This window comes from Liquorilactobacillus cacaonum DSM 21116 (assembly GCF_001436735.1).
Taxonomy (GTDB): domain Bacteria; phylum Bacillota; class Bacilli; order Lactobacillales; family Lactobacillaceae; genus Liquorilactobacillus; species Liquorilactobacillus cacaonum.
This window is the reverse complement of the sequence record NZ_AYZE01000014.1, coordinates 516,316-535,026: the sequence shown is the minus strand read 5'-3', so window position 1 is coordinate 535,026 and position 18,711 is coordinate 516,316. Positions and strand designations below refer to the sequence as shown.

General features: G+C 35.0%; 21 protein-coding genes, 1 tRNA gene and 1 other annotated feature. Of the genes, 20 read left to right on the top strand and 2 right to left on the bottom strand.

Annotation, left to right across the window (positions count from 1 at the left end; all coding sequences use genetic code 11):
* The 9 genes from FC80_RS09630 to FC80_RS06465 all read left to right on the top strand — a co-directional run.
* The coding region (locus FC80_RS09630; RefSeq protein WP_202813107.1) for a SpaA isopeptide-forming pilin-related protein at positions 1 to 489 on the top strand (489 nt) is incomplete at its 5' end.
* Between the two features lie 519 nt (positions 490 to 1,008).
* A complete protein-coding gene (locus FC80_RS06500; RefSeq protein WP_235807249.1) occupies positions 1,009 to 2,304 on the top strand; it encodes a cytosine permease in 1,296 nt (431 codons plus the stop codon).
* Positions 2,305 to 3,543 carry a cytosine deaminase gene (gene codA / locus FC80_RS06495; protein ID WP_057829313.1) on the top strand — a complete coding sequence of 413 codons (1,239 nt, stop codon included), beginning with the start codon at positions 2,305 to 2,307 and terminating at the stop codon, positions 3,541 to 3,543.
* Between the two features lie 21 nt (positions 3,544 to 3,564).
* Positions 3,565 to 4,650 (top strand): acyltransferase family protein, encoded by a 1,086-nt coding sequence (locus tag FC80_RS06490; RefSeq protein WP_057829312.1) that lies wholly within the window; start codon positions 3,565 to 3,567, stop codon positions 4,648 to 4,650.
* A gap of 66 nt (positions 4,651 to 4,716) precedes the next feature.
* Positions 4,717 to 5,751 carry a zinc-binding alcohol dehydrogenase family protein gene (locus FC80_RS06485; protein WP_187327434.1) on the top strand — a complete coding sequence of 345 codons (1,035 nt, stop codon included), beginning with the start codon at positions 4,717 to 4,719 and terminating at the stop codon, positions 5,749 to 5,751.
* Positions 5,752 to 5,792: 41 nt separating this feature from the next.
* Positions 5,793 to 6,728 carry an NAD(P)-dependent oxidoreductase gene (locus FC80_RS06480; RefSeq protein WP_057829311.1) on the top strand — a complete coding sequence of 312 codons (936 nt, stop codon included), beginning with the start codon at positions 5,793 to 5,795 and terminating at the stop codon, positions 6,726 to 6,728.
* 397 nt (positions 6,729 to 7,125) lie between these two features.
* Entirely contained in the window at positions 7,126 to 7,686 is a 561-nt protein-coding gene (locus FC80_RS06475; protein ID WP_057829310.1) for an ECF-type riboflavin transporter substrate-binding protein, read from the top strand.
* 1 nt (position 7,687) lies between these two features.
* Positions 7,688 to 9,391: an ABC transporter ATP-binding protein gene (locus FC80_RS06470; RefSeq protein ID WP_057829309.1), complete on the top strand. Its 1,704-nt coding sequence runs from the start codon at positions 7,688 to 7,690 to the stop codon at positions 9,389 to 9,391.
* Positions 9,391 to 10,227, top strand: coding sequence for an energy-coupling factor transporter transmembrane component T family protein (locus FC80_RS06465; RefSeq protein WP_057829308.1), 837 nt, complete (start codon positions 9,391 to 9,393; stop codon positions 10,225 to 10,227). Before FC80_RS06470 ends, FC80_RS06465 begins: the two co-directional genes overlap by 1 nt.
* 272 nt (positions 10,228 to 10,499) lie before the next feature.
* Here FC80_RS06465 and FC80_RS06460 read toward each other — a convergent pair whose 3' ends face one another.
* The gene (locus tag FC80_RS06460; protein ID WP_057829307.1) at positions 10,500 to 11,063 is read right to left on the bottom strand and encodes an LOG family protein; all 564 of its coding nucleotides are present in this window, start codon (positions 11,061 to 11,063) and stop codon (positions 10,500 to 10,502) included.
* A gap of 114 nt (positions 11,064 to 11,177) precedes the next feature.
* Between FC80_RS06460 and FC80_RS06455 the strand changes: the two genes are divergently transcribed.
* The 6 genes from FC80_RS06455 to FC80_RS06430 all read left to right on the top strand — a co-directional run bounded on the left by FC80_RS06455 (position 11,178) and on the right by FC80_RS06430 (position 15,609).
* Complete coding sequence (locus tag FC80_RS06455; RefSeq protein ID WP_057829306.1) at positions 11,178 to 11,570, top strand: fluoride efflux transporter FluC; 393 nt, start codon at positions 11,178 to 11,180, stop codon at positions 11,568 to 11,570.
* Positions 11,567 to 11,920, top strand: a complete 354-nt coding sequence (locus FC80_RS06450; protein WP_057829305.1) for a fluoride efflux transporter FluC — start codon at positions 11,567 to 11,569, stop codon at positions 11,918 to 11,920. Before FC80_RS06455 ends, FC80_RS06450 begins: the two co-directional genes overlap by 4 nt.
* Before the next feature lie 49 nt (positions 11,921 to 11,969).
* Complete coding sequence (locus FC80_RS06445; RefSeq protein WP_057829304.1) at positions 11,970 to 13,133, top strand: hydroxymethylglutaryl-CoA synthase; 1,164 nt, start codon at positions 11,970 to 11,972, stop codon at positions 13,131 to 13,133.
* 100 nt (positions 13,134 to 13,233) lie between these two features.
* Complete coding sequence (locus tag FC80_RS06440) at positions 13,234 to 14,124, top strand: hypothetical protein (RefSeq protein ID WP_057829303.1); 891 nt, start codon at positions 13,234 to 13,236, stop codon at positions 14,122 to 14,124.
* Positions 14,117 to 15,106, top strand: a complete 990-nt coding sequence (locus tag FC80_RS06435) for a hypothetical protein (RefSeq protein ID WP_057829302.1) — start codon at positions 14,117 to 14,119, stop codon at positions 15,104 to 15,106. Before FC80_RS06440 ends, FC80_RS06435 begins: the two co-directional genes overlap by 8 nt.
* A 14-nt stretch (positions 15,107 to 15,120) precedes the next feature.
* The gene (locus FC80_RS06430) at positions 15,121 to 15,609 is read left to right on the top strand and encodes a hypothetical protein (RefSeq protein WP_057829301.1); all 489 of its coding nucleotides are present in this window, start codon (positions 15,121 to 15,123) and stop codon (positions 15,607 to 15,609) included.
* A gap of 318 nt (positions 15,610 to 15,927) precedes the next feature.
* On the opposite strand, the gene FC80_RS09495 is transcribed toward FC80_RS06430, so the two are convergent.
* Complete coding sequence (locus FC80_RS09495) at positions 15,928 to 16,071, bottom strand: hypothetical protein (protein ID WP_157055593.1); 144 nt, start codon at positions 16,069 to 16,071, stop codon at positions 15,928 to 15,930.
* Between the two features lie 161 nt (positions 16,072 to 16,232).
* On the opposite strand from FC80_RS09495, the gene FC80_RS06425 reads away from it, so the two are divergent.
* From FC80_RS06425 to FC80_RS06405, 5 genes are all read left to right on the top strand, one after another.
* Positions 16,233 to 16,306 (top strand) — tRNA-Arg (locus FC80_RS06425).
* A 142-nt stretch (positions 16,307 to 16,448) separates the two neighbouring features.
* Positions 16,449 to 16,523, top strand: a sequence feature (ribosomal protein L21 leader region).
* A 15-nt stretch (positions 16,524 to 16,538) separates the two neighbouring features.
* Complete coding sequence (gene rplU, locus FC80_RS06420) at positions 16,539 to 16,847, top strand: 50S ribosomal protein L21 (protein ID WP_057829300.1); 309 nt, start codon at positions 16,539 to 16,541, stop codon at positions 16,845 to 16,847.
* 17 nt (positions 16,848 to 16,864) lie between these two features.
* The gene (locus FC80_RS06415; protein ID WP_057829299.1) at positions 16,865 to 17,197 is read left to right on the top strand and encodes a ribosomal-processing cysteine protease Prp; all 333 of its coding nucleotides are present in this window, start codon (positions 16,865 to 16,867) and stop codon (positions 17,195 to 17,197) included.
* Positions 17,198 to 17,212: 15 nt separating this feature from the next.
* Positions 17,213 to 17,494 (top strand): 50S ribosomal protein L27, encoded by a 282-nt coding sequence (rpmA, locus tag FC80_RS06410; RefSeq protein WP_057829298.1) that lies wholly within the window; start codon positions 17,213 to 17,215, stop codon positions 17,492 to 17,494.
* 92 nt (positions 17,495 to 17,586) lie between these two features.
* The gene (locus FC80_RS06405) at positions 17,587 to 18,648 is read left to right on the top strand and encodes a M24 family metallopeptidase (RefSeq protein ID WP_057829297.1); all 1,062 of its coding nucleotides are present in this window, start codon (positions 17,587 to 17,589) and stop codon (positions 18,646 to 18,648) included.
* Positions 18,649 to 18,711: the final 63 nt, after the last annotated feature.

Here is an 18,711-nt window from a genome sequence, read left to right as displayed (position 1 = left end):
AAGACAGGATCAGTAGTCTTAACAAAGACAGATGCAGATACAGGCAAGGCATTAAGTCAAGCAGTCTTTAGTCTATATGATAAAGCAGGAAACAAGATTAAAGATAATGTAACAACAGGAACAGATGGAAAGGTAACAGTCGACGGATTAAAACCAGGAGAATACTACTTCAAAGAAACAGCAGCACCCGCAGGGTACGAATATGATGCAGATAAAGAGTATAACTTCACGGTAGATTTACAAACAACCGCAAAGGTTGCGACAGTCAGTGTTACGGATAAATCAATTTCTGAGACAAAAAAACCATCAGTAAAGCAGGATACACAAAATCACAACATTTCTGGCAAACATAATAAAGTAAGAAATCAGTTGCCTCAAACAGGACAAAAAGATGATGGAGAAGTTTTAGGTATCTTTGGTGCCATTTTAGTTATGTTAGCGATAGTGTTAATGATAGTTTTTACAAAAAGGGAAAAAAGTGAGAAGTAGATAAGAATGTGATATAAGGCGAGAAAATTTGAATATTAACTAACTTGAAGTTAGATTGAGAATTTTGACTTATGGAACACATTTAGACGGAATAATTAGTAAAGCTGAATCAAAAATCGGTTTTTGATTCAGCCTCATCTAAACAAAAAGGAACTAAGTCAATTTTGACCTAGCTCCTTTTTGATTATTTCAAATAAATTCAATTTTGCCATCTTATGAATAGTTATAGGGATCATGGTTTGTTCCATAGCGTGCAATTACATTTAAATTGTCAAAGGCAGATAATATAGAACTAATTGATTAGAAAATAAGCCAATAATTCTTTGTAATCGTAAGAATATAGTGTGTAATTCAGTGTTAAAAAAAATAAATGGGTGCAAACACAGAAGTTCTTCTCTCCTTAATAAATTTATAATATACTTTAATATTAGGTTAAGACGAAGGAGAGAAATTGAGTTGAATAATAAAGAAAAGAGTTTAAGTGTTTCAACAGAAGAACGACGGACTTCATCATGGGATATGTTTGCTACGTGGGTCGGAGCAAATGCTAATAATGGTACTTGGTACATTGGGGGCGTCTTGGCAGCTTGTGGGTTTATTGCTGCAATGAATGTCTTGGTGTTTTCTTCAGCATTGTCATATATATTTTTATCTTTGATTGGTTTTATTGGTTATAAGACAGGTGTTTCAACAATGGGAATCAGTCGGGCATCATTTGGAATTCGTGGGAGTTTTTTGCCATCATTAATTAATTTTACGCAATTCATAGGTTGGACAGCTGTCAATACTTTTATTGCAGCAACGTCTGTTAGTTATCTGCTTCATGATTTAGTTGGTTTGCCATTATTTGGTCATGCCGGTGGGAATACTGGAATGTTTCTAGGAATTGCTGTTATGAGCATCCTTCATATTATTAGCATTGTAAGTGGTTCACGTTCAGTACAGTTAATTGAAAGAATTGGAATAATTCTTGTATTTATTTTTGTTGTATGGGAATCCATTGTCGTTTTCAAGACCGTTTCATTTAGTCAGATATCTTCTTGGAGTGTACCAACAAAACTTAGAATGGATATTGGAACTGCAATTGATACTGTGGCAGCCTTTAATCTTGCGTGGGTTACTGCAGGAGCAGATTTTACACGATTCACTAAAAAAAGAAGTAGTTCAACCGTAATGCCATTTATAGGTGCGTTAGTTGGCGTACTTTGGTTCGCATTCATTGGACTAGTGGCAACGATTAGTATTGCAGTTGCATCTGGAGCATATGATCCAAATAATTCAGATCCAAGTTCGATTGCAAGCAAGTTAGGTCTGGGAATTATTGCCTTACTTGTTATTGTATTGACTAGCATGACTGCTAATGCTGTGAATTTGATGGCAGCTGGATCGGCTCTTTCAAATGTTTTCCCGAGATTAAGTTTGAAAGTCTCTCTGTGGATTGTGGCGCTGTTGGCAACACTTGTAACTTTCATCCCAATGATTTTAGGCAGTTTTTTAGATGCATTTACTGTTTTTCTTGATTATATCGGAATGGTTCTCGGACCTATCATTAGTATCATTATCGTGGATTTTTATATTTTGAAGAAAAAAGAATACAAGGTTGCTGAACTAACCAAGACAAATGGGATATACTGGTATCGTGGTGGAATTAACTGGATTGCTGTGATTACTTGGGTTTTGGGAGCAATTTTATTTTTCATCTTACAGAAACTGAATTTCTTGAATCTTACAGTTGGGGCTACCTTTATCGACATGTTACTTAGCGCGTTAATATATTTATTTTTGATGAAAGTCACTACGAAAGGAAACGATTAGATGCTAATAACTAATGTCCACATTAATAATGAAAAAGAATTAAAAAGTGTGCGGATTGAAGATGGAAAATTTGCTGCAATTAGCACTGGTTTAACTGCTAATGCAGGAGAAAAAGTCATTGATGGCGGAGGGCATTTATTGTTACCGCCTTTCATTGATTCACACATTCACTTAGATGCAACACTGACTGCTGGACAACCTGAATGGAATCAGACAGGAACGCTTTTTGATGGTATCAGAATTTGGTCAGAACGGAAAAAAAGTTTAACAATTCAAGATGTTAAAGAACGTGCACGTAAAACTATTTATCAACAGATAAAATTTGGAATTCAGCATGTGAGAAGTCACGTTGATACAACTGATCCAAACTTAATTGCTTTGCAAGCTTTATTAGAGCTAAGAGAAGAATTAAAAGACGTTATTGATTTACAATTAGTGGCATTTCCACAAGAAGGGATTCTATCATTTCCTAATGGTAAAGAATTATTAGAACAAGCACTTAAAGAAGGTGCTGATGTTGTTGGGGGGATTCCACACTATGAATTTAATCACTTTTATGGAGCGGATTCACTTAAATATTTAGTAGGCCTGGCTGAAAAATACGATACCTTAATCGATGTCCACTGTGATGAAATTGATGATCCTGCTACCCGTAATCTAGAAGTTTTAGCTACACTAGCCTATGAGACTGGACTAAAAAGCCGTGTAACCGCAAGCCACACAACTGCGATGGGTTCGTATAATGACGCATACACATATAAGTTATTTAGACTGTTAAAAATGGCAGACATGAACTTTGTTTCGAACCCTTTGGTTAATATGCATTTGGGTGGAAGATTTGACACATATCCCAAGCGTCGAGGATTAACTCGTGTTAAAGAACTCACAGAAGCCGGGATTAATGTTTCGTTTGGGGAAGATGATGTTCAAGATCCATGGAGTCCATTGGGGAATGGGAATATGTTGGATCCAGTCCATATGGGAGTCTATGCTGCTCAGCTAATGGGGTATGAGCAACTACAATCATCATATAATTATGTAACTTATAATGCGGCTAAGACACTGAATATTACAGAAAAATACGGGATAAAAGTTGGCTTGCCTGCCAATTGTATTTTGTTGAATGATGCGGATTTTTATAATGTTTTAAATAAGCATGCTGAAGTTCTCTATAATATTAGAGCAGGCAAGGTTTTGGCCGAGACAATACCTGCACAAACAAAATTGTTTATCGATTAATAATGGGGATGTAATTAAATAATGAAAAAACGAATTGGTTGGATTGACATAACTCGGGGAATTGGGATGCTATTAATAATAATTGGACACACATTAGGTCCATACACTTTTTCAACGGTTGCACGAGTGATTTTTGCAGTTCATGTTCCTGTTTTCTTTGTACTTTCAGGGTATTTATTTTCACAAAAAGACTGGAAGACTATATTTAGTAAACTAAATCGCAATTTATTACTGCCTTACATTGCAACATGTTTCATCATGATTGTGGCGAATTGGATAGCACTACATCATCAAAATCCATTTATAGTTGCAAAAATCCAAACGCATCAGTTTATTATTGCAGCTTTGTATGGTGTGGGGACAAATACTGCAATCCCATTTATGAACCAAACAGTTTTTGCAATTGGGGCCATTTGGTTTCTAGTAGCTATGTATATTGGGGATTTAATGTTTAATTTATCTTTTAAAATCGCTGATAGGTTTAAAAGTACTAAGCTTATTTTACTATTGAGCGTAGCGGAATGTATCTTAGGGTTTATCTTAGCATCTAAGATTCATTTTATTTTACCATGGTCAATTTCGGCTGCTTTAGAAAGTCAAGCCTTTTACTGTGGGGGATACTTGATAAGAAAATCTAATTTAATTGAAAGATCATTTGTATATCCTATTATTGGAATTGTGTTATGGGGAATTTCGGCATATACGGGTTTCTTTTATTTAAATACGGGATATGCTGCCAATCCTTTTTTTGCAATTCTTGGTGGAATTGGCGGAAGTTTTACATTGATGGTGCTCTCAAAATATTTAGAGCTGATTCTTAGCAAAATACCGCTTGTTTTAAAAGCCATCCAGAAGTTTGGCCAATTGTCTTTATTGGTTTTATGTGGACATATTTTTGATTTGAATATTTTAGGATTAGCCGAAATAGTATACAATCAATTTATTAGAAATTCAGAAATTGTTGCAACAATTGTATCAATTGGATATCGTATTTTATTTGTTTCATTAATTCTATTTATTATTCCTCGAATACCTTTTATTAGATCATTCTTCTTGAATCGACAATATCCTTTTAATTTCAACTTTAAGAATAAATTAATTGATTAAAGTTGATTATTTGTAAGTAAAGTTGCAATATATGTATATAGTTACTAAAAAGGAGTGCAGATAATTATGGTTGAAATGATGAATGCTGTGGGCTATACAGAACATTTGCCAATATCTGATGAATTAAGTTTGTTTGATTTTCAAACACCAATGCCAACCCCCAAAGGGCGCGACTTGTTAGTTAAGATAGAGGCAATTGCAGTTAACCCAGTTGATGTTAGTACGCGTAAAGATCAGTCTGAAAAGATTGAAAAGGATCATCCAAGAATCTTAGGTTGGGATGCACTAGGTGAGGTGGTCGCTTGTGGTGACGAAGCTAAAATGTTCAAAAAGGGAGAACGGATTTTCTATGCGGGTGCAATCAACCGTCCCGGCTCAAATGCACAATATCAATTAATTGATGAAAGATTAGTAGCAATTGCTCCAAAGAAATTGACAAAACAACAAAGTGTAGCGATGCCATTAACTTCATTAACAGCATGGGAGTTGCTTTTTGAAAAGCTCCAAATATCGCCAACTGATAAAATAAAAAATAAGAAAAAGACGATTTTAATCATCAATGGAGCAGGTGGTGTAGGTTCAGTTGCAACTCAACTAGCATCATGGGCAGGTCTGAATGTGATTGCAACAGCTTCACGTGAGGAGTCAATTCAATGGACTTTAGCACATGGGGCTAATGATACGATTAATCATCGAAAAGACATGCCAACTCAATTGAAGGAAAAAGGGATAGTTGAAGTTGATTATATTCTCCAATTGAGTGATATTGATGGTCACTGGGATGAGATGGCAAAAATGATTAAACCAAATGGTCGAATAGTCTCGATAACTGGTAATCAAAAGCCGCTAGACTTAGGATTATTAAAGCCAAAAAGTGTTACTTTTTCTTGGGAATGGATGTATACTAAGTCTTTTTATCAGCTGCCCGAGATGATTTCACAACATGAAATTTTAGAAAGAATATCAGCAATGCTTGATGACGGTGTGCTTAAATCAACTGAGACAGAAGTTCTTAATAAAGTTAGTGCAAAAACATTGCGAAAGGCACATGAAATGTTGGAGACTAATCATACAATTGGAAAAATTGTTATATGCAATTAGCTTAATTGTATAATGCAAACTATTAATTTGGAGGTTTTTAAATGAAAAAGGCACTTTTACTTGTTGAACCAAAAGATGAACAAATGAAAGCTTTAAAAGCAAAATTTCCAACAGTTGAGTTTACTACAGACCCTGATGATTATTCAGATGTTGAGATTATCCTTGGGTGGAAAGTTCCACTTGCAAAACAATTATTGGAAAGTAAGAATCTCAAGTGGGTACAGTCGCGCTCAGCTGGGGTAGACTACTTCCCTCTCAAAGAATTTGCTGAAAGAGGAATTAAGTTAACGACAGCTTCAGGATTACATTCAAGGTATATTGCAGAAACTGTTGCTGCATACTTGTTAATTGAAAATAGGGGATTACGGACAGTCGTTAAGAATCCTGGAGTTTGGGATGATCCCGAAGTTTTTGAGACTTCTGAACAGACTGTTTTAATTTTTGGAACTGGCAATATCGGTAAGGAAATTGCACGGTACTGTCACTTTTTTGAAATGAAAACTATTGGTGTTAATCGTCATGGATTCGATCCAAAACTTGCTACTGACTTTGATGAAATTATTACAATGGATGAATTTGAAGCAGCAACAACTAAGTATCAGGTAGACTATGTAATTAATATCTTACCGGGGACTTCTTATACCAATGGATTTTTCAATACAAAAGTATTACAAAAGATTGAGGCAGGATATTCCTTCATTAATGTGGGACGTGGGAGTTCAGTTGTAACAAGTGATTTAGAGAAACTACTTGCTGAAAATTATGTTAGAAGTGCTTATCTAGATGTATTTGAACAAGAGCCGCTTGATTCAGATTCAGCAATATGGAGTTCTGAGCAAATTATTGCGACACCGCACATTTCAGGGTTAATGGCACATTTTAAGGATATATTTATCCCTCTTTTTGAAGATAACTTGGAAAAATATTTGGCTGGTGAAAAATTGCATAATTTAGTTGATTTAGATCAAGGATATTAAAAATAACAATAATTGATTTTACTAACTATTTATTGTAGAATAATGTCATTGATTTCCTAATATTGACTGTGAGAGAATGAGTAATCTTCGTGTTTTCTTCAGAAAGTCGTGGTAGCTGTAAAGCGATGTTAACTCGAAGACGAATAATGGTTCTTTAGAAGTCTGAGATGGTAAGTTTAAAATTAGCCATTATCCGGTTGAATACCGTTATTATTTGATATCTTAGATATTTTGAGGGGCTTTTTAGGTCCGAAGATTGGTGGTACCACGCTTTTGCGTCCTTTCTAGGGGGGACGCTTTTTTATTTTAGTAGACATTGATCTGGATTTTTAAGGATTTTGATTGTAGTTATATTAGGAGCAATAATAAATAAATTAGATAAAGGAAGTTGTTAGTAATGAAGAAAAAAGATAATAATTCTGTTCAAGTAGTTGTAGCTACAGGGATTGGTGCCGCAATTATTTTTGTATTAATGAAGTTTATCGCTATTCCAACTGGTATTTCAGATACGCAAGTGAATGTAGCTGAAGGCTTTTTACCATTATTAGCTGCAATTTATGGTCCTGTTGCAGCAGGCTTAGCAATGTTTATTGGACACGCCTTAAATGATTTTGTAACTTATGGCTCACCTTGGTGGACTTGGGTTATTGTTGATGGCTTAGTGGGTGTAGCTTTTGGGTTGTTCAAACGTCAATTAGATATTCAAAGCGGTTCACTTTCAGTAGCAAAGCTAGTTCTTTTTAACGTCTATCAAGTTGTAGTCAACTTTATTGGATGGGTGTTACTTGCACCAACTGGAGATGTTTTGATTTATCATGAACCAGCTAGCAAAGTATATCTTCAAGGTATAACAACTTGGATATTGAATAGTGCATCTGTTGCTATTATTGGGACAATTTTATTGGTGCTGTATGCAAAGACAAGAACCAAACGTGGTAGTTTGAAGAAGGAAAAATAAAATGGTAGAACCACTAATCAGTTTTAGAGATTTTTCATTTAAATACGATTCACAAGCCGAGGACACCTTAAAAGACATTAATTTAGATATCTATCCAGGCGAAAAAGTTTTAATTGCTGGAGCTTCTGGTTCTGGTAAATCAACGTTAGGCAGAGTAATTAACGGCTTAATTCCGCACGCTTTTCCAGGAGTAATTAAAGGTTCTTGTATCGTTAACGGTAAAGATGTAGCAACAAGTTCGCTTTTTGATTTATCGTTTGATGTAGGAACTGTTTTACAAGATCCTGATAGTCAATTCGTGGGGTTAACAGTTGCGGAAGATATGGCTTTTTCACTTGAAAATGACAAGATTCCCCAAAGTCAAATGAAAGAAGCCGTGGCTAAGTGGGCGAATACACTTAGCCTTAATGATTTGTTGAAGAGTTCTCCTCAAGAAATCTCTGGGGGACAAAAGCAACGAGTTGCGATGGCTGGAGTATTGATTGATGACAGTAAAATTTTGTTATTTGATGAACCTTTGGCAAGTCTTGATCCTGCTGCTGGGCTAAAGTCAATGGAACTAATTGATGATTTAGCATCAAAACAAAACTTGACTGTGATAATCATTGAACATCGGATTGAAGAAGTATTACATGCTGATATTGATCGCTTGATTGTGTTACGTGATGGTAAAATTGTTGCAGATGACACGCCAACGGCTATTTTGGTTACTGAAAAAATTAGCCAACTTGGGTTAAGGGAACCCTTGTATTTAGGCGCTTTAAGACATGTAGGAGTTTCGATCACTGATTGCCAAGATATTCAGCATGTTGAAACAATTAAGAGCCCTGTAATCGACGAAAAGTTGAAGCAATGGACAAAAAACGTTGAGTTAAGTAATAGCGTCAAGGAAAGCACTGATTTATTAATTTTAAAAAATATTGGTTTTTCTTATGACAATGGTAAGCAAGTGATTAACAATCTTAATCTAACAATACACCGTGGTGAGATGGTTAGCCTTGTTGGCAGAAATGGTACGGGAAAGTCAACGTTGAGTAACTTAATTACAGGTTTTTTGACTCCGACAACTGGTGAAATGTTGTTTGAAAATGAAGATATGAGTAGACTATCTGTTAAAGAGCGCGCCAGTAAGATTGGTTATATTTTGCAAGATCCTAATCAGATGATTTCAAAGACAACTGTTTTTGAGGAAGTTTCTTCTGGGCTAGTGTTACGTGCAGTAAAAAATGACACTATTCAAGAAAGTGTTTATGATATTTTGAAGGTTTGTGGGTTATATGAGATGCGCAATTGGCCAATATCGGCATTAAGTTTTGGACAGAAAAAACGTGTTACAATTGCAGCTATTTTGGTGCTAAATCCTGAAATGTTAATTCTTGATGAACCAACTGCAGGACAAGATTACGAACACTATACAGAAATAATGAGTTTTCTTGAAGGGTTACTTAAGCAACGTGAATTGACGATTGTTTTGATTACTCATGATATGCACTTGATGCTTGAATATACAACAAGGACAATTGTTTTAGGTGAAGGACATATAATTATGGACGACGAACCTGCAGCAGTTTTGACAAATGATGATATTTTAAAGCGTGCTTCGCTAGCAAAAACAAGCCTGTATACACTAGCTGATCGGTTTGGTTTACCCTCGGCAGATGATTTTGTTGCAAAGTTCATTGAATCAGAAAGGCGGTCTAGGTAATGGCAAAGCAGCTTTTTGTGGGTTACAATGAGCGCAATACTTTTTTACATCGTTTGAGTGGGAGTACTAAGCTAATTGGTTTTGTTAGCTTGTCAATTATTGGAATGGTAACATTTGATACACGTTTTTTGCTTGGTGTTTTAATATTTTCGATAATATTATTTTGGAAATCACAGATTAAATTCAGTGAAATTTCGTTTATCATTAAGGTGATTATTGGTTTCGCGGCTTTTAATCTATTATTGGTATATCTTTTTGCCCCAGGATATGGAATTTCTATATACGGAACTCACCACATGATATTTGGAAATCCAAAGCATTATTTCAATTTGTCCACCGAAGAATTATTGTATCTTTTTAATGTACTTTTAAAATATACTTTTGCAGTTCCTTTGGCATTGATATTTCTTTTAACAACGGAACCAAGTGAATTCGCAGCTAGTTTAAACAAAGTTGGAATTTCATACAAAATAAGTTATTCAGTGGAGATTGCTTTGAGATATATTCCAAATGTTCAGCGTGATTATCGAACTATTAGCTTAGCTCAGCAAGCTCGGGGGTATGAAATCTCCAAGAAAGCAAATCTGATAACAAGAGCAAAAGGTGCCATTCAAATTATTCTGCCACTTATTTTTACAAGCCTAGACCGTATTGAAGTTGTCAGTCAAGCAATGTCTTTGAGACGCTTTGGAAGACACAATAAGCGGACTTGGTATATGGCGCGTCGCTTTAAGAGCGCAGATTACATTGCACTTTTAATGATTTTGATAATTGTAGTCGTAGGGATTGGACTATTTAAAGTCAATAATGGACGTTTTTGGAATCCATTTAAATAAGAACTTAAGAATAATTTGCAATTTGTAAAAAAATTAGGGGCTAGGTCAAAAGAACTATAATGACCTAGCCTCTAATTATTTGTATATTCTTAAATAATATAAGGATGCGTTATTTTAGGTTAGTACTCGGCTTTTCCCGGTTTGTGTCACACTCTGTCTAAATGTGTTCCACCAACCAAAAGCTTCCGTCTAACTCAAATAACCCATAGCCAAGTTCCTGCTACAGGTCATTTATCGTTATACTCGGCTTTTCCCGGTTTGTGTCACACTCTCTAATACGTTCGTAACTGAGGTGTAGTATAATTATCAATAAATTCTTGAGCCTCAATTAACGACTTTGCAAAACATAACTTACTCAGATGTTCAACACTAAGGAACTCCTTATCTACCATATTCTTGAAGAATTTTTCCAGTAGGTCATAGTAATGCTCAACATTCAGTAGGATACAGGGATTAGAGTTGTCTCCAATTCTTGCCCATGAATATGCTTCAACAATTTCTTCAAGCGTTCCAGCACCGCCAGGAAGTGCAATACAAACATCTGATAGTTCAATCATTCTCTTTTTTCGATAGGACATATCTTTAACTACTTCTAAATGTGTTAGATTAGGCATCGCTACGCCGCGGTCAAACAAATTTTGGGGTATTATTCCAGTGACTTTTCCACCATTTTCTAAGACTGTGTGTGCAAGTGTTCCCATTAGGCCATATTTACCGCCGCCATACACTAGTTCATATTTATTTGAAACCAACCACTTAGCAAGCTTAATGGTCGCTAAGTCAAAAGATGGATCATTACCCGTTGAGGCACCACAGTAAACAGCAATTTTTTTCAATAAAATCAATTCCGCGTTACTAATTTTTATTTAATTGTATCATACAAATATTGTTGTGAAAGTGTCTAAAAAGTATAATAAATTAGCCTTAATTGATTATTTGGAGGGACTAATGTGCAAAATTTTAAAAATATATTAAGTATTGCTATTTTTGGATTTATCGGAGGGATTTGTCGATATCTATTAGGCTTTTTTTTTGATTTTAATGGAACTATTCTTGTCAATGTTGTCGGGTGTTTCTTGTTAGCCTTTTTAACATATTTCATGCTTGAATCCGAAACACCTGCAACGTGGCTTACACTTGGCTTAGGAACTGGCTTTGTTGGATCTTTTACAACCTTTTCTAGTTTTTGTTTGGATACATTAAAAATTATTGGAATACATAATTATGGATATGTCTTGATTTACTTAATAATAAGCGTTGTTGGTGGATATTTTAGTGCTTTTTATGGAATGAAACTGGGTAAATTCAGTGGCAAAAAAATGAAACGGAGGAAAGATATTTGATTTACTTTGTTGGAATTGGAGCGGCAATAGGGTCAATATTACGTTATTTGATTACCGTTGATATTAAGAAATATTCAAAAACAGCATGGCCTACTGCAACATTATTCATAAATTTGTTAGGGGCATTTCTTTTAGGTGTTCTTTATGGTTTGAATATTGCCAAGGCACAATATGTTATTATTGGTGTAGGGCTAATAGGTGGATTTACGACTTTTTCAACAATGAATACTGAGATAATCGGGCTAAGTGAGAGTGGCAAAATTAAATATGCATGGCTTTATGCAATGATTAGTTATTTTATCGGAATTTTGTTAGCTTTAGTTGGAATTTTGACCGGTCAGTTAATCTAGTTCTTTAATATCTCTAAATTTAATATCTCTAAAATAGGAGTGTAATATTATGAAAATTGGAATCGATAAAATTGGGTTTGCAACGTCAGATTTGTATCTAGATATGGTTGATTTGGCAAAGGCACGACAAGTTGATCCAAATAAGTATTTAATAGGAATTGGGCAAAATAAAATGGCGGTAATTCGTCCTACCCAAGACATAGTTACAATGGCAGCGAGTGCAGCTAACAGAATACTTACTGAAGATGATAAGGCAAAAATTAGTTATGTAATTTTTGCTACTGAGTCGGGAATAGATAATTCAAAGGCAGCAGCAATTTACTTGGCAAAGTTACTTGGATTATCCAAAAATATTCGAACAATTGAAATAAAGCAAGCTTGTTATGGTGCAACGGCGGCATTGCAACTCGCTAAGGGTTATGTGTCCTTAAATAGTACAAATAAGGTTTTGGTGCTAGGTGCTGACAATGCACGCTATGGAATCAAGACTCCAGGTGAACCAACACAAGGCGGTGGAGCAGTTGCAATGATAGTTAGTGCATCGCCCACGATTCTTGAGTTAGAAGAACAAACTTCTGCTTATTCAGAAGAAATTATGGATTTTTGGCGACCATTAGGCCATTCTGAAGCATTAGTTGATGGAAAATATTCATCTGGTGTATATCTTGATTTTTTAAAAAAAGTATGGGGAGAGCACATAGAAAAAGCAGGGTTACAACTTCAAGATTATGGAGCACTATTATTTCATTTACCTTATACAAAAATGGGTCTGAAGGGATTAAGACAGGTGATAGAGCAAGGCTCAATCGCTGATGGAACTAGGCTAACTAGAGAATTTGAGTATGCAAGGTATTTTAATAAAGAAGTTGGTAATTTATATACAGGCTCCTTGTATCTTAGTCTTTTGTCCTTATTAGCGAATAGCCCTACTATAAAAAGTGGTGATCGTTTGGGTTTATTTAGTTATGGATCTGGTGCACAAGCTGAATTCTTTAGCGGAATTTTACAAACCAATTATAAGGATGGGTTAGTAGGAATTGATTACAATGATTTATTAGCTAGACGTCAATCAGTATCTGTAGCTGAATATGAGCAATTTTTTGAAAGTCATATTTTTGATGTGGAAAAGCGCGAGCTTGAATATCAAAATGATCCTGCAGATTTTATTTTTACAGGTGTTACAGAGTATAAAAGAAAATATTTAAGTCGATAACGCCCAAATAATTGGGAGGGATGTCTCTAAGATGGTATAATGAGACGTGATTTATTATTTGAAAATTTAAATGAAAATTAAGTTTTAAGGGGAGATTATTTTGGTAAATGTTAATACATTAAGTGACGAAGAGCGTCTTGAAGCGACGCAAGAACTCTCCAAGGCAGTAGCTAACAAGATTCGCTATTTACAAACCTTGGCAACTGCAATTGATAACAAAGATGATCGCTTAATATACCAATTAATTGATAGTGATCACTATTCGGAACAAATAATACAGGCTAAACACGGAAGTGCAGATACAGAAAATGAAAATCTTGTAAACGATACAACAGCTAAATTAAGTCAATATTTGAGTGCCAATCTTTTGGCATACTTAGCTGAAACTTATCCGTTCTTTTATTTTGAACAAGTTGATTTAGGAAGATTCCAATTTTATTTTGGTAATTGGTGGGATCGTCGCCTTTTTGGAGAATTGGATGTTATTAAGGTCCACTTTGATTTTAATAGTACAGAATATGAAAAACTACGTCGTGCTTTTGAATTAGAAGGACAAAACAAAAGGTTGAACAGTGATAAAATTGCAATGCTTTCAAACCAAGCGGATCAACTTCAGGCATTGATTGATTCACAAGGACAAAGAGACGAAGAAAAAGAAAAAATTAGACTACAGTTAAAGAAAGTTGCACAAGAAAAGGTAATGCCATGGGAAACTTCTAAGTTAAAAGAAGCTAAGCAGCAGTTGGTAAATCAACTTTCAGATTTGAGTGAGCAAGATGAAAAATCCCAAGAAGCATATCGACTAATCAAAGATAATGAAAATAAAGTACTTGAATTGTCTAAAGAAGATACATTGGTGGGCTATGAGAAGCAAAGTGTAATCGCTAAATTTGGAACTTTTGATGCTTTTGAGGCACGTTGTGAGTCTTTATATCGCGATTATATGGCTGATTTGATAGCGACAAGTGGGAGGGTGAATACGAATGAATAAAGAGTATGAACGACCAACCGAGGTATTCAAGCCCAATACTTTGAATGTTGAACCAACATCTAGTGCACCAACACTCAGTACATCAGGGAGATTAATCACTTATAATGATCAATTAAAAGATAGCCTTGATAATGGTTACCATTTTACTGAACTATTAGATCAATTGATTACGACTGATGATGCAGCGACTTTGTTTAATGCTGCAAAAATGTTGAGTACCTACCAATTAGACACAGCTTACTTAACATTCCCACAACAATATAGTCAATCTGATTTTTATTTGATTTTTATCAATCGACTGCTAGCGTTGCATGATAGAGAGCGTGTGATTTTGCAGTCCTCTGACCGCTACGGTGAACTTTATCATGAATTTCCTGGAATAAATTCTGCTGGGTATTTCATTTTTAATTTAGAAAACTCTGTCCAAGGCGGAGCTTATTATACTGAAAAGACAACAGGCGAAGCTTTATTTTATTTGAGCTTTGAAAAGCATACTTTGCGCTTTAATAGTCGGGCCTTGACTCAATTATTATTAGTTGATTATCATGACAAAATTGAAAAAAATGCACTCAAGGGCTTTGAAACATATCTACTTGACATTGGTAATTATTTAAAAGAGGATTATGGCTTTGACATTGACTTTACCCTGTTGGATCCTTCAAATAATGCTGTATATCAACTGGCAGATGCTAATTTTTCTAGTTCAGTTATTGATCAACTATTTGTTGAGGCTGCAAATGGTGGTCGAATGCTTGAACTCTCAGAAAGTGGCGCACCAATTCTAAAACTAGACAACGATATTGTCGTGCAGTTGCTACAAGATAATGGGGATGAATCACTTGGATGGACGCTCAAGGTTTATGATCAACAACATGAGGTGGCTTGGTTTGATGTGTTGTTAAGATACGAATTTTTGAGGTCATGGTACCTTAAGAATTTAAGTGCTTTGGAAGTTCAATCTGATGTTCTTTACTTTAATTAAAAAAGGTGTTAGTGATGGATATTAAGAATTTGACGGATACAATACGTCACCTAGAAGTTGGCCGAGCTTATCGAGTAGAGCAAAAGGTTCCAGCTAACAAGTTGATGAATACATACTTTGACTTGAATCTTAATTTAGGTTTGTTGTTTGAAAAAGCATTAACCGTTGAAAAGATAACTGGAAATTCGGATGAGCTGCTAGATTTATATTGTGATGCACTAGTCTCTTTTTTGCAGATTGCAAATAATAAAAAATGGACATATTTATTATTAGTCTCAGATGAAGAGTTAGGTAGTCTTAAGGAAAAATGGCAGACAGCTTCTTTTGCAAAAATTTATCTTATTCTTCAAAAACTGTTAAATCAGAGCTATTTTGAACACCAAGATAAATCTTTTCAACATGCTTGGCATATTTTCTTAAAATTTGGAATTGTCGAACTAAAGTTTACTATTACGCAAATCGAATCACATTTTTTTGCGCGTTATGGTGAAGATGCATTATAGTTTAAGAAAAGAAAGCAATAAAAAAACAGGTAATAATTACCTGTTTTTTTATATATTTGGTATCAACATTAGTGCTCAAAGTCTCCCAATGTTTGACGCACTTCTGTTTTTAATGTGTTTACAAACATAGCCTTTTACGCCTAATTATAAATTTCTTATAGCTTAAAGCCCAAGCTATCTCGTAATTTAAACATTAGTGCTCAAAGTCTCCCAATGTTTGACGCACTTCTGTTTTTAATGTGTTTACAAACATAGCCTTTTACGCCTAATTATAAATTTCTCATAGCTTAAAGCACAAGCTATCTCGTAATTTAAACATTAGTGCTCAAAGTCTCCCAATGTTTGATGCACTTCTGTTTTTTTAAAGTGTTTATACTTACCATTTTTATTTTGCATACTTCCGACTACCTGTATCAATACTCCAAAAATGAGGATACCAATAATAGCTAAGAATGTAATCATCTGGCTCACGTCCTTTTTCATAAGTGTCATTATTATTACATTGTTACAAAAATATTTCAATAAATAAGTCTTATTAATAAAAAGAGGATAATTATGGCATTCTGTACAAAAAGTAATTGACAGTTTATTTATCGTATCATATAATTATTTGTGTTGTTTATGGCTCGGTAGCTCAGCTGGATAGAGCATCCGCCTTCTAAGCGGACGGTCGAGAGTTCGAATCTCTCCCGCGCCATTCTTGTTTCATTTAGCTAATAGCTGAGACTAAGGCTTTGATGAATTAATTCACAATTCATAGTCATGGTCTTTTTTATTGGGTAAAGTTATTGACGCAAGTAGAAAAATCTGCTATGATTCTAATGTTGTATTTGTGCATGCCACAACTGCAACCGCACATGACCAGTTCCTAAGAGTCTTATGACCACTAAGTCGTGGCGAGTCTAAGTAAAAATTAAGGAGGTGCACATATGTACGCAATTATTAAAACTGGCGGCAAGCAACTTAAAGTTGAAGCTGGCCAAGCAATCTACGTTGAAAAATTGACTGCAGAAGCAGGCGAAAAGGTAACGTTTGATCAAGTTGTTTTAGTAGGTGGAGAAAATACTGTAGTTGGTAAACCATTTGTTGATGGCGCAACTGTTACAGGTACTGTTGAAAAACAAGGTCGTGCTAAGAAAGTTGTTACTTTCAAGTACAAGCCAAAGAAACATTCACATACAAAACAAGGTCATCGTCAACCATATACAAAGGTTGTTATTGACGCAATCAATGCATAATTATTGAGGTGATTCAAATGATAAAGGTTTCTTTTATCTATAAAGAAAATCAGTTGACTGGTTTTGAACTTAAAGGACACGCTGAATCAGGAGAATATGGCCAAGATATTGTGTGTGCAGCTGTCTCAGTTTTATCGATTAGCACAGTTAACGGTCTTGAACAACTTGCTAAAGCGGACATCCGTGTTGATTCTAATGAACAAGAGGGTGGCTTTATGCAGGTGGAACTTGCTGAATCTGCAATTGGTAATGCAGCTGCACAGTTGTTATTAGCTAATTTCAAACTAGGAATTAGTGATGTAGCGATAAGTTATTCTGATTATATTAAAATTATGAAAGATAAAAGCTAGGGAGGTGCACTAATTATGTTAATGAATTTACAATTCTTCGCTCATAAAAAGGGTGGTGGTTCGACTTCTAACGGACGTGACTCTGAATCAAAACGTTTAGGCGCTAAACGTGCTGATGGTCAGTATGTTTCTGGTGGTTCAATCCTTTACCGTCAACGTGGTACACGTATTTATCCAGGTGTTAACGTTGGTATGGGTGGCGATAACACTTTGTTTGCTAAGGTTGAAGGTGTTGTTCGTTTCGAGCGTAAAGGTCGCGACAAGAAGCAAGTATCTGTTTACCCAGTGGCTGAATAGATTAATTTAAGCTTTTGATATAAGATCAATACGGAACGTTAAGTTTTGTGTTGGTCTTTTTTTATTCTTTTTCAATGGTAGGAGGAATTTTGATGAACTCTAGCAGAGTTGAGAATTTACGTGCTGAAATGGTTAAAATGAGCATTGACAGTTTTTTGATTACAGATCCACTCAACATTTATTATTTAAGTGGATTTACAGGTGATGATGGTCTTTTATTAGTAACTGAAAACAATCAGTATTTGATAACAGATAGCCGTTTTGAACAACAAGTTAAAGCTAATCATCCCGATTGGAATTTTTGTAATACACGTAACTATTTAAAAACAGCCTGTGATATTGTTACCAAAGAACATTTGTCAGCTATGGCCTTTGAAGATACTATCTCATATCAAAATTACGACTACATAGATGAAAATGCTAGTTCTGACATTGTTCCTGTATCTGCGATTATTGAAAAGTTACGCGCTTTAAAAGATTACGATGAGATTAAAGAGATTCGCAAGTCATGTCAAATTGCTGGTAAGGGCTATGAGTTCATGCTAGAAACCGCTCATGCTGGTCAAAGCGAATTAGAATTATCAAATGAACTTGATTATTTTATGAAGAAAAACGGCACAGAAGAGAAATCTTTTGAAACGATTGTTGCAAGTGGAGATCGTACAACTTGGCCACATGGAACGGCAACGCATAAGTTGTTAGCTGATGGTGATTTGATAACTGTTGATTTTGGCTATTACTATAATCATTATACTTCAGACGTGACAAGGACCTTTTCATTAGGACAACAGTCTCAAGTTGTTAAAGATTTGTATCAAGTTGTCCTTGAAGCTCAATTACGTACAATTGAAGCAATTAAACCGGGAATAAGTGGGAAAGAATTGGATGAAATTGGACGCAGCTTCATCGAGAAAAAAGGATACGGTGAGTATTTTAATCATGGGATGGGACATGGAATCGGTTTAGATATCCATGAATTACCGAATGTTGGCTCACGCTATCTTGATATAATGGAACCAGGGCATATTGTTACTATTGAACCTGGGATTTATATTCCAGGCACAGCTGGGATAAGAATCGAAGATGATGTACTTGTGACAAAGAATGGATTTGAAGTGTTAACTAACTTTTCAAAAGAATATCAAGAGATATAGGATAAACTTGCTTTTTTATATTAAGTGTTGCTATTATAAAATGTATTCAATTTATTCTAGGTG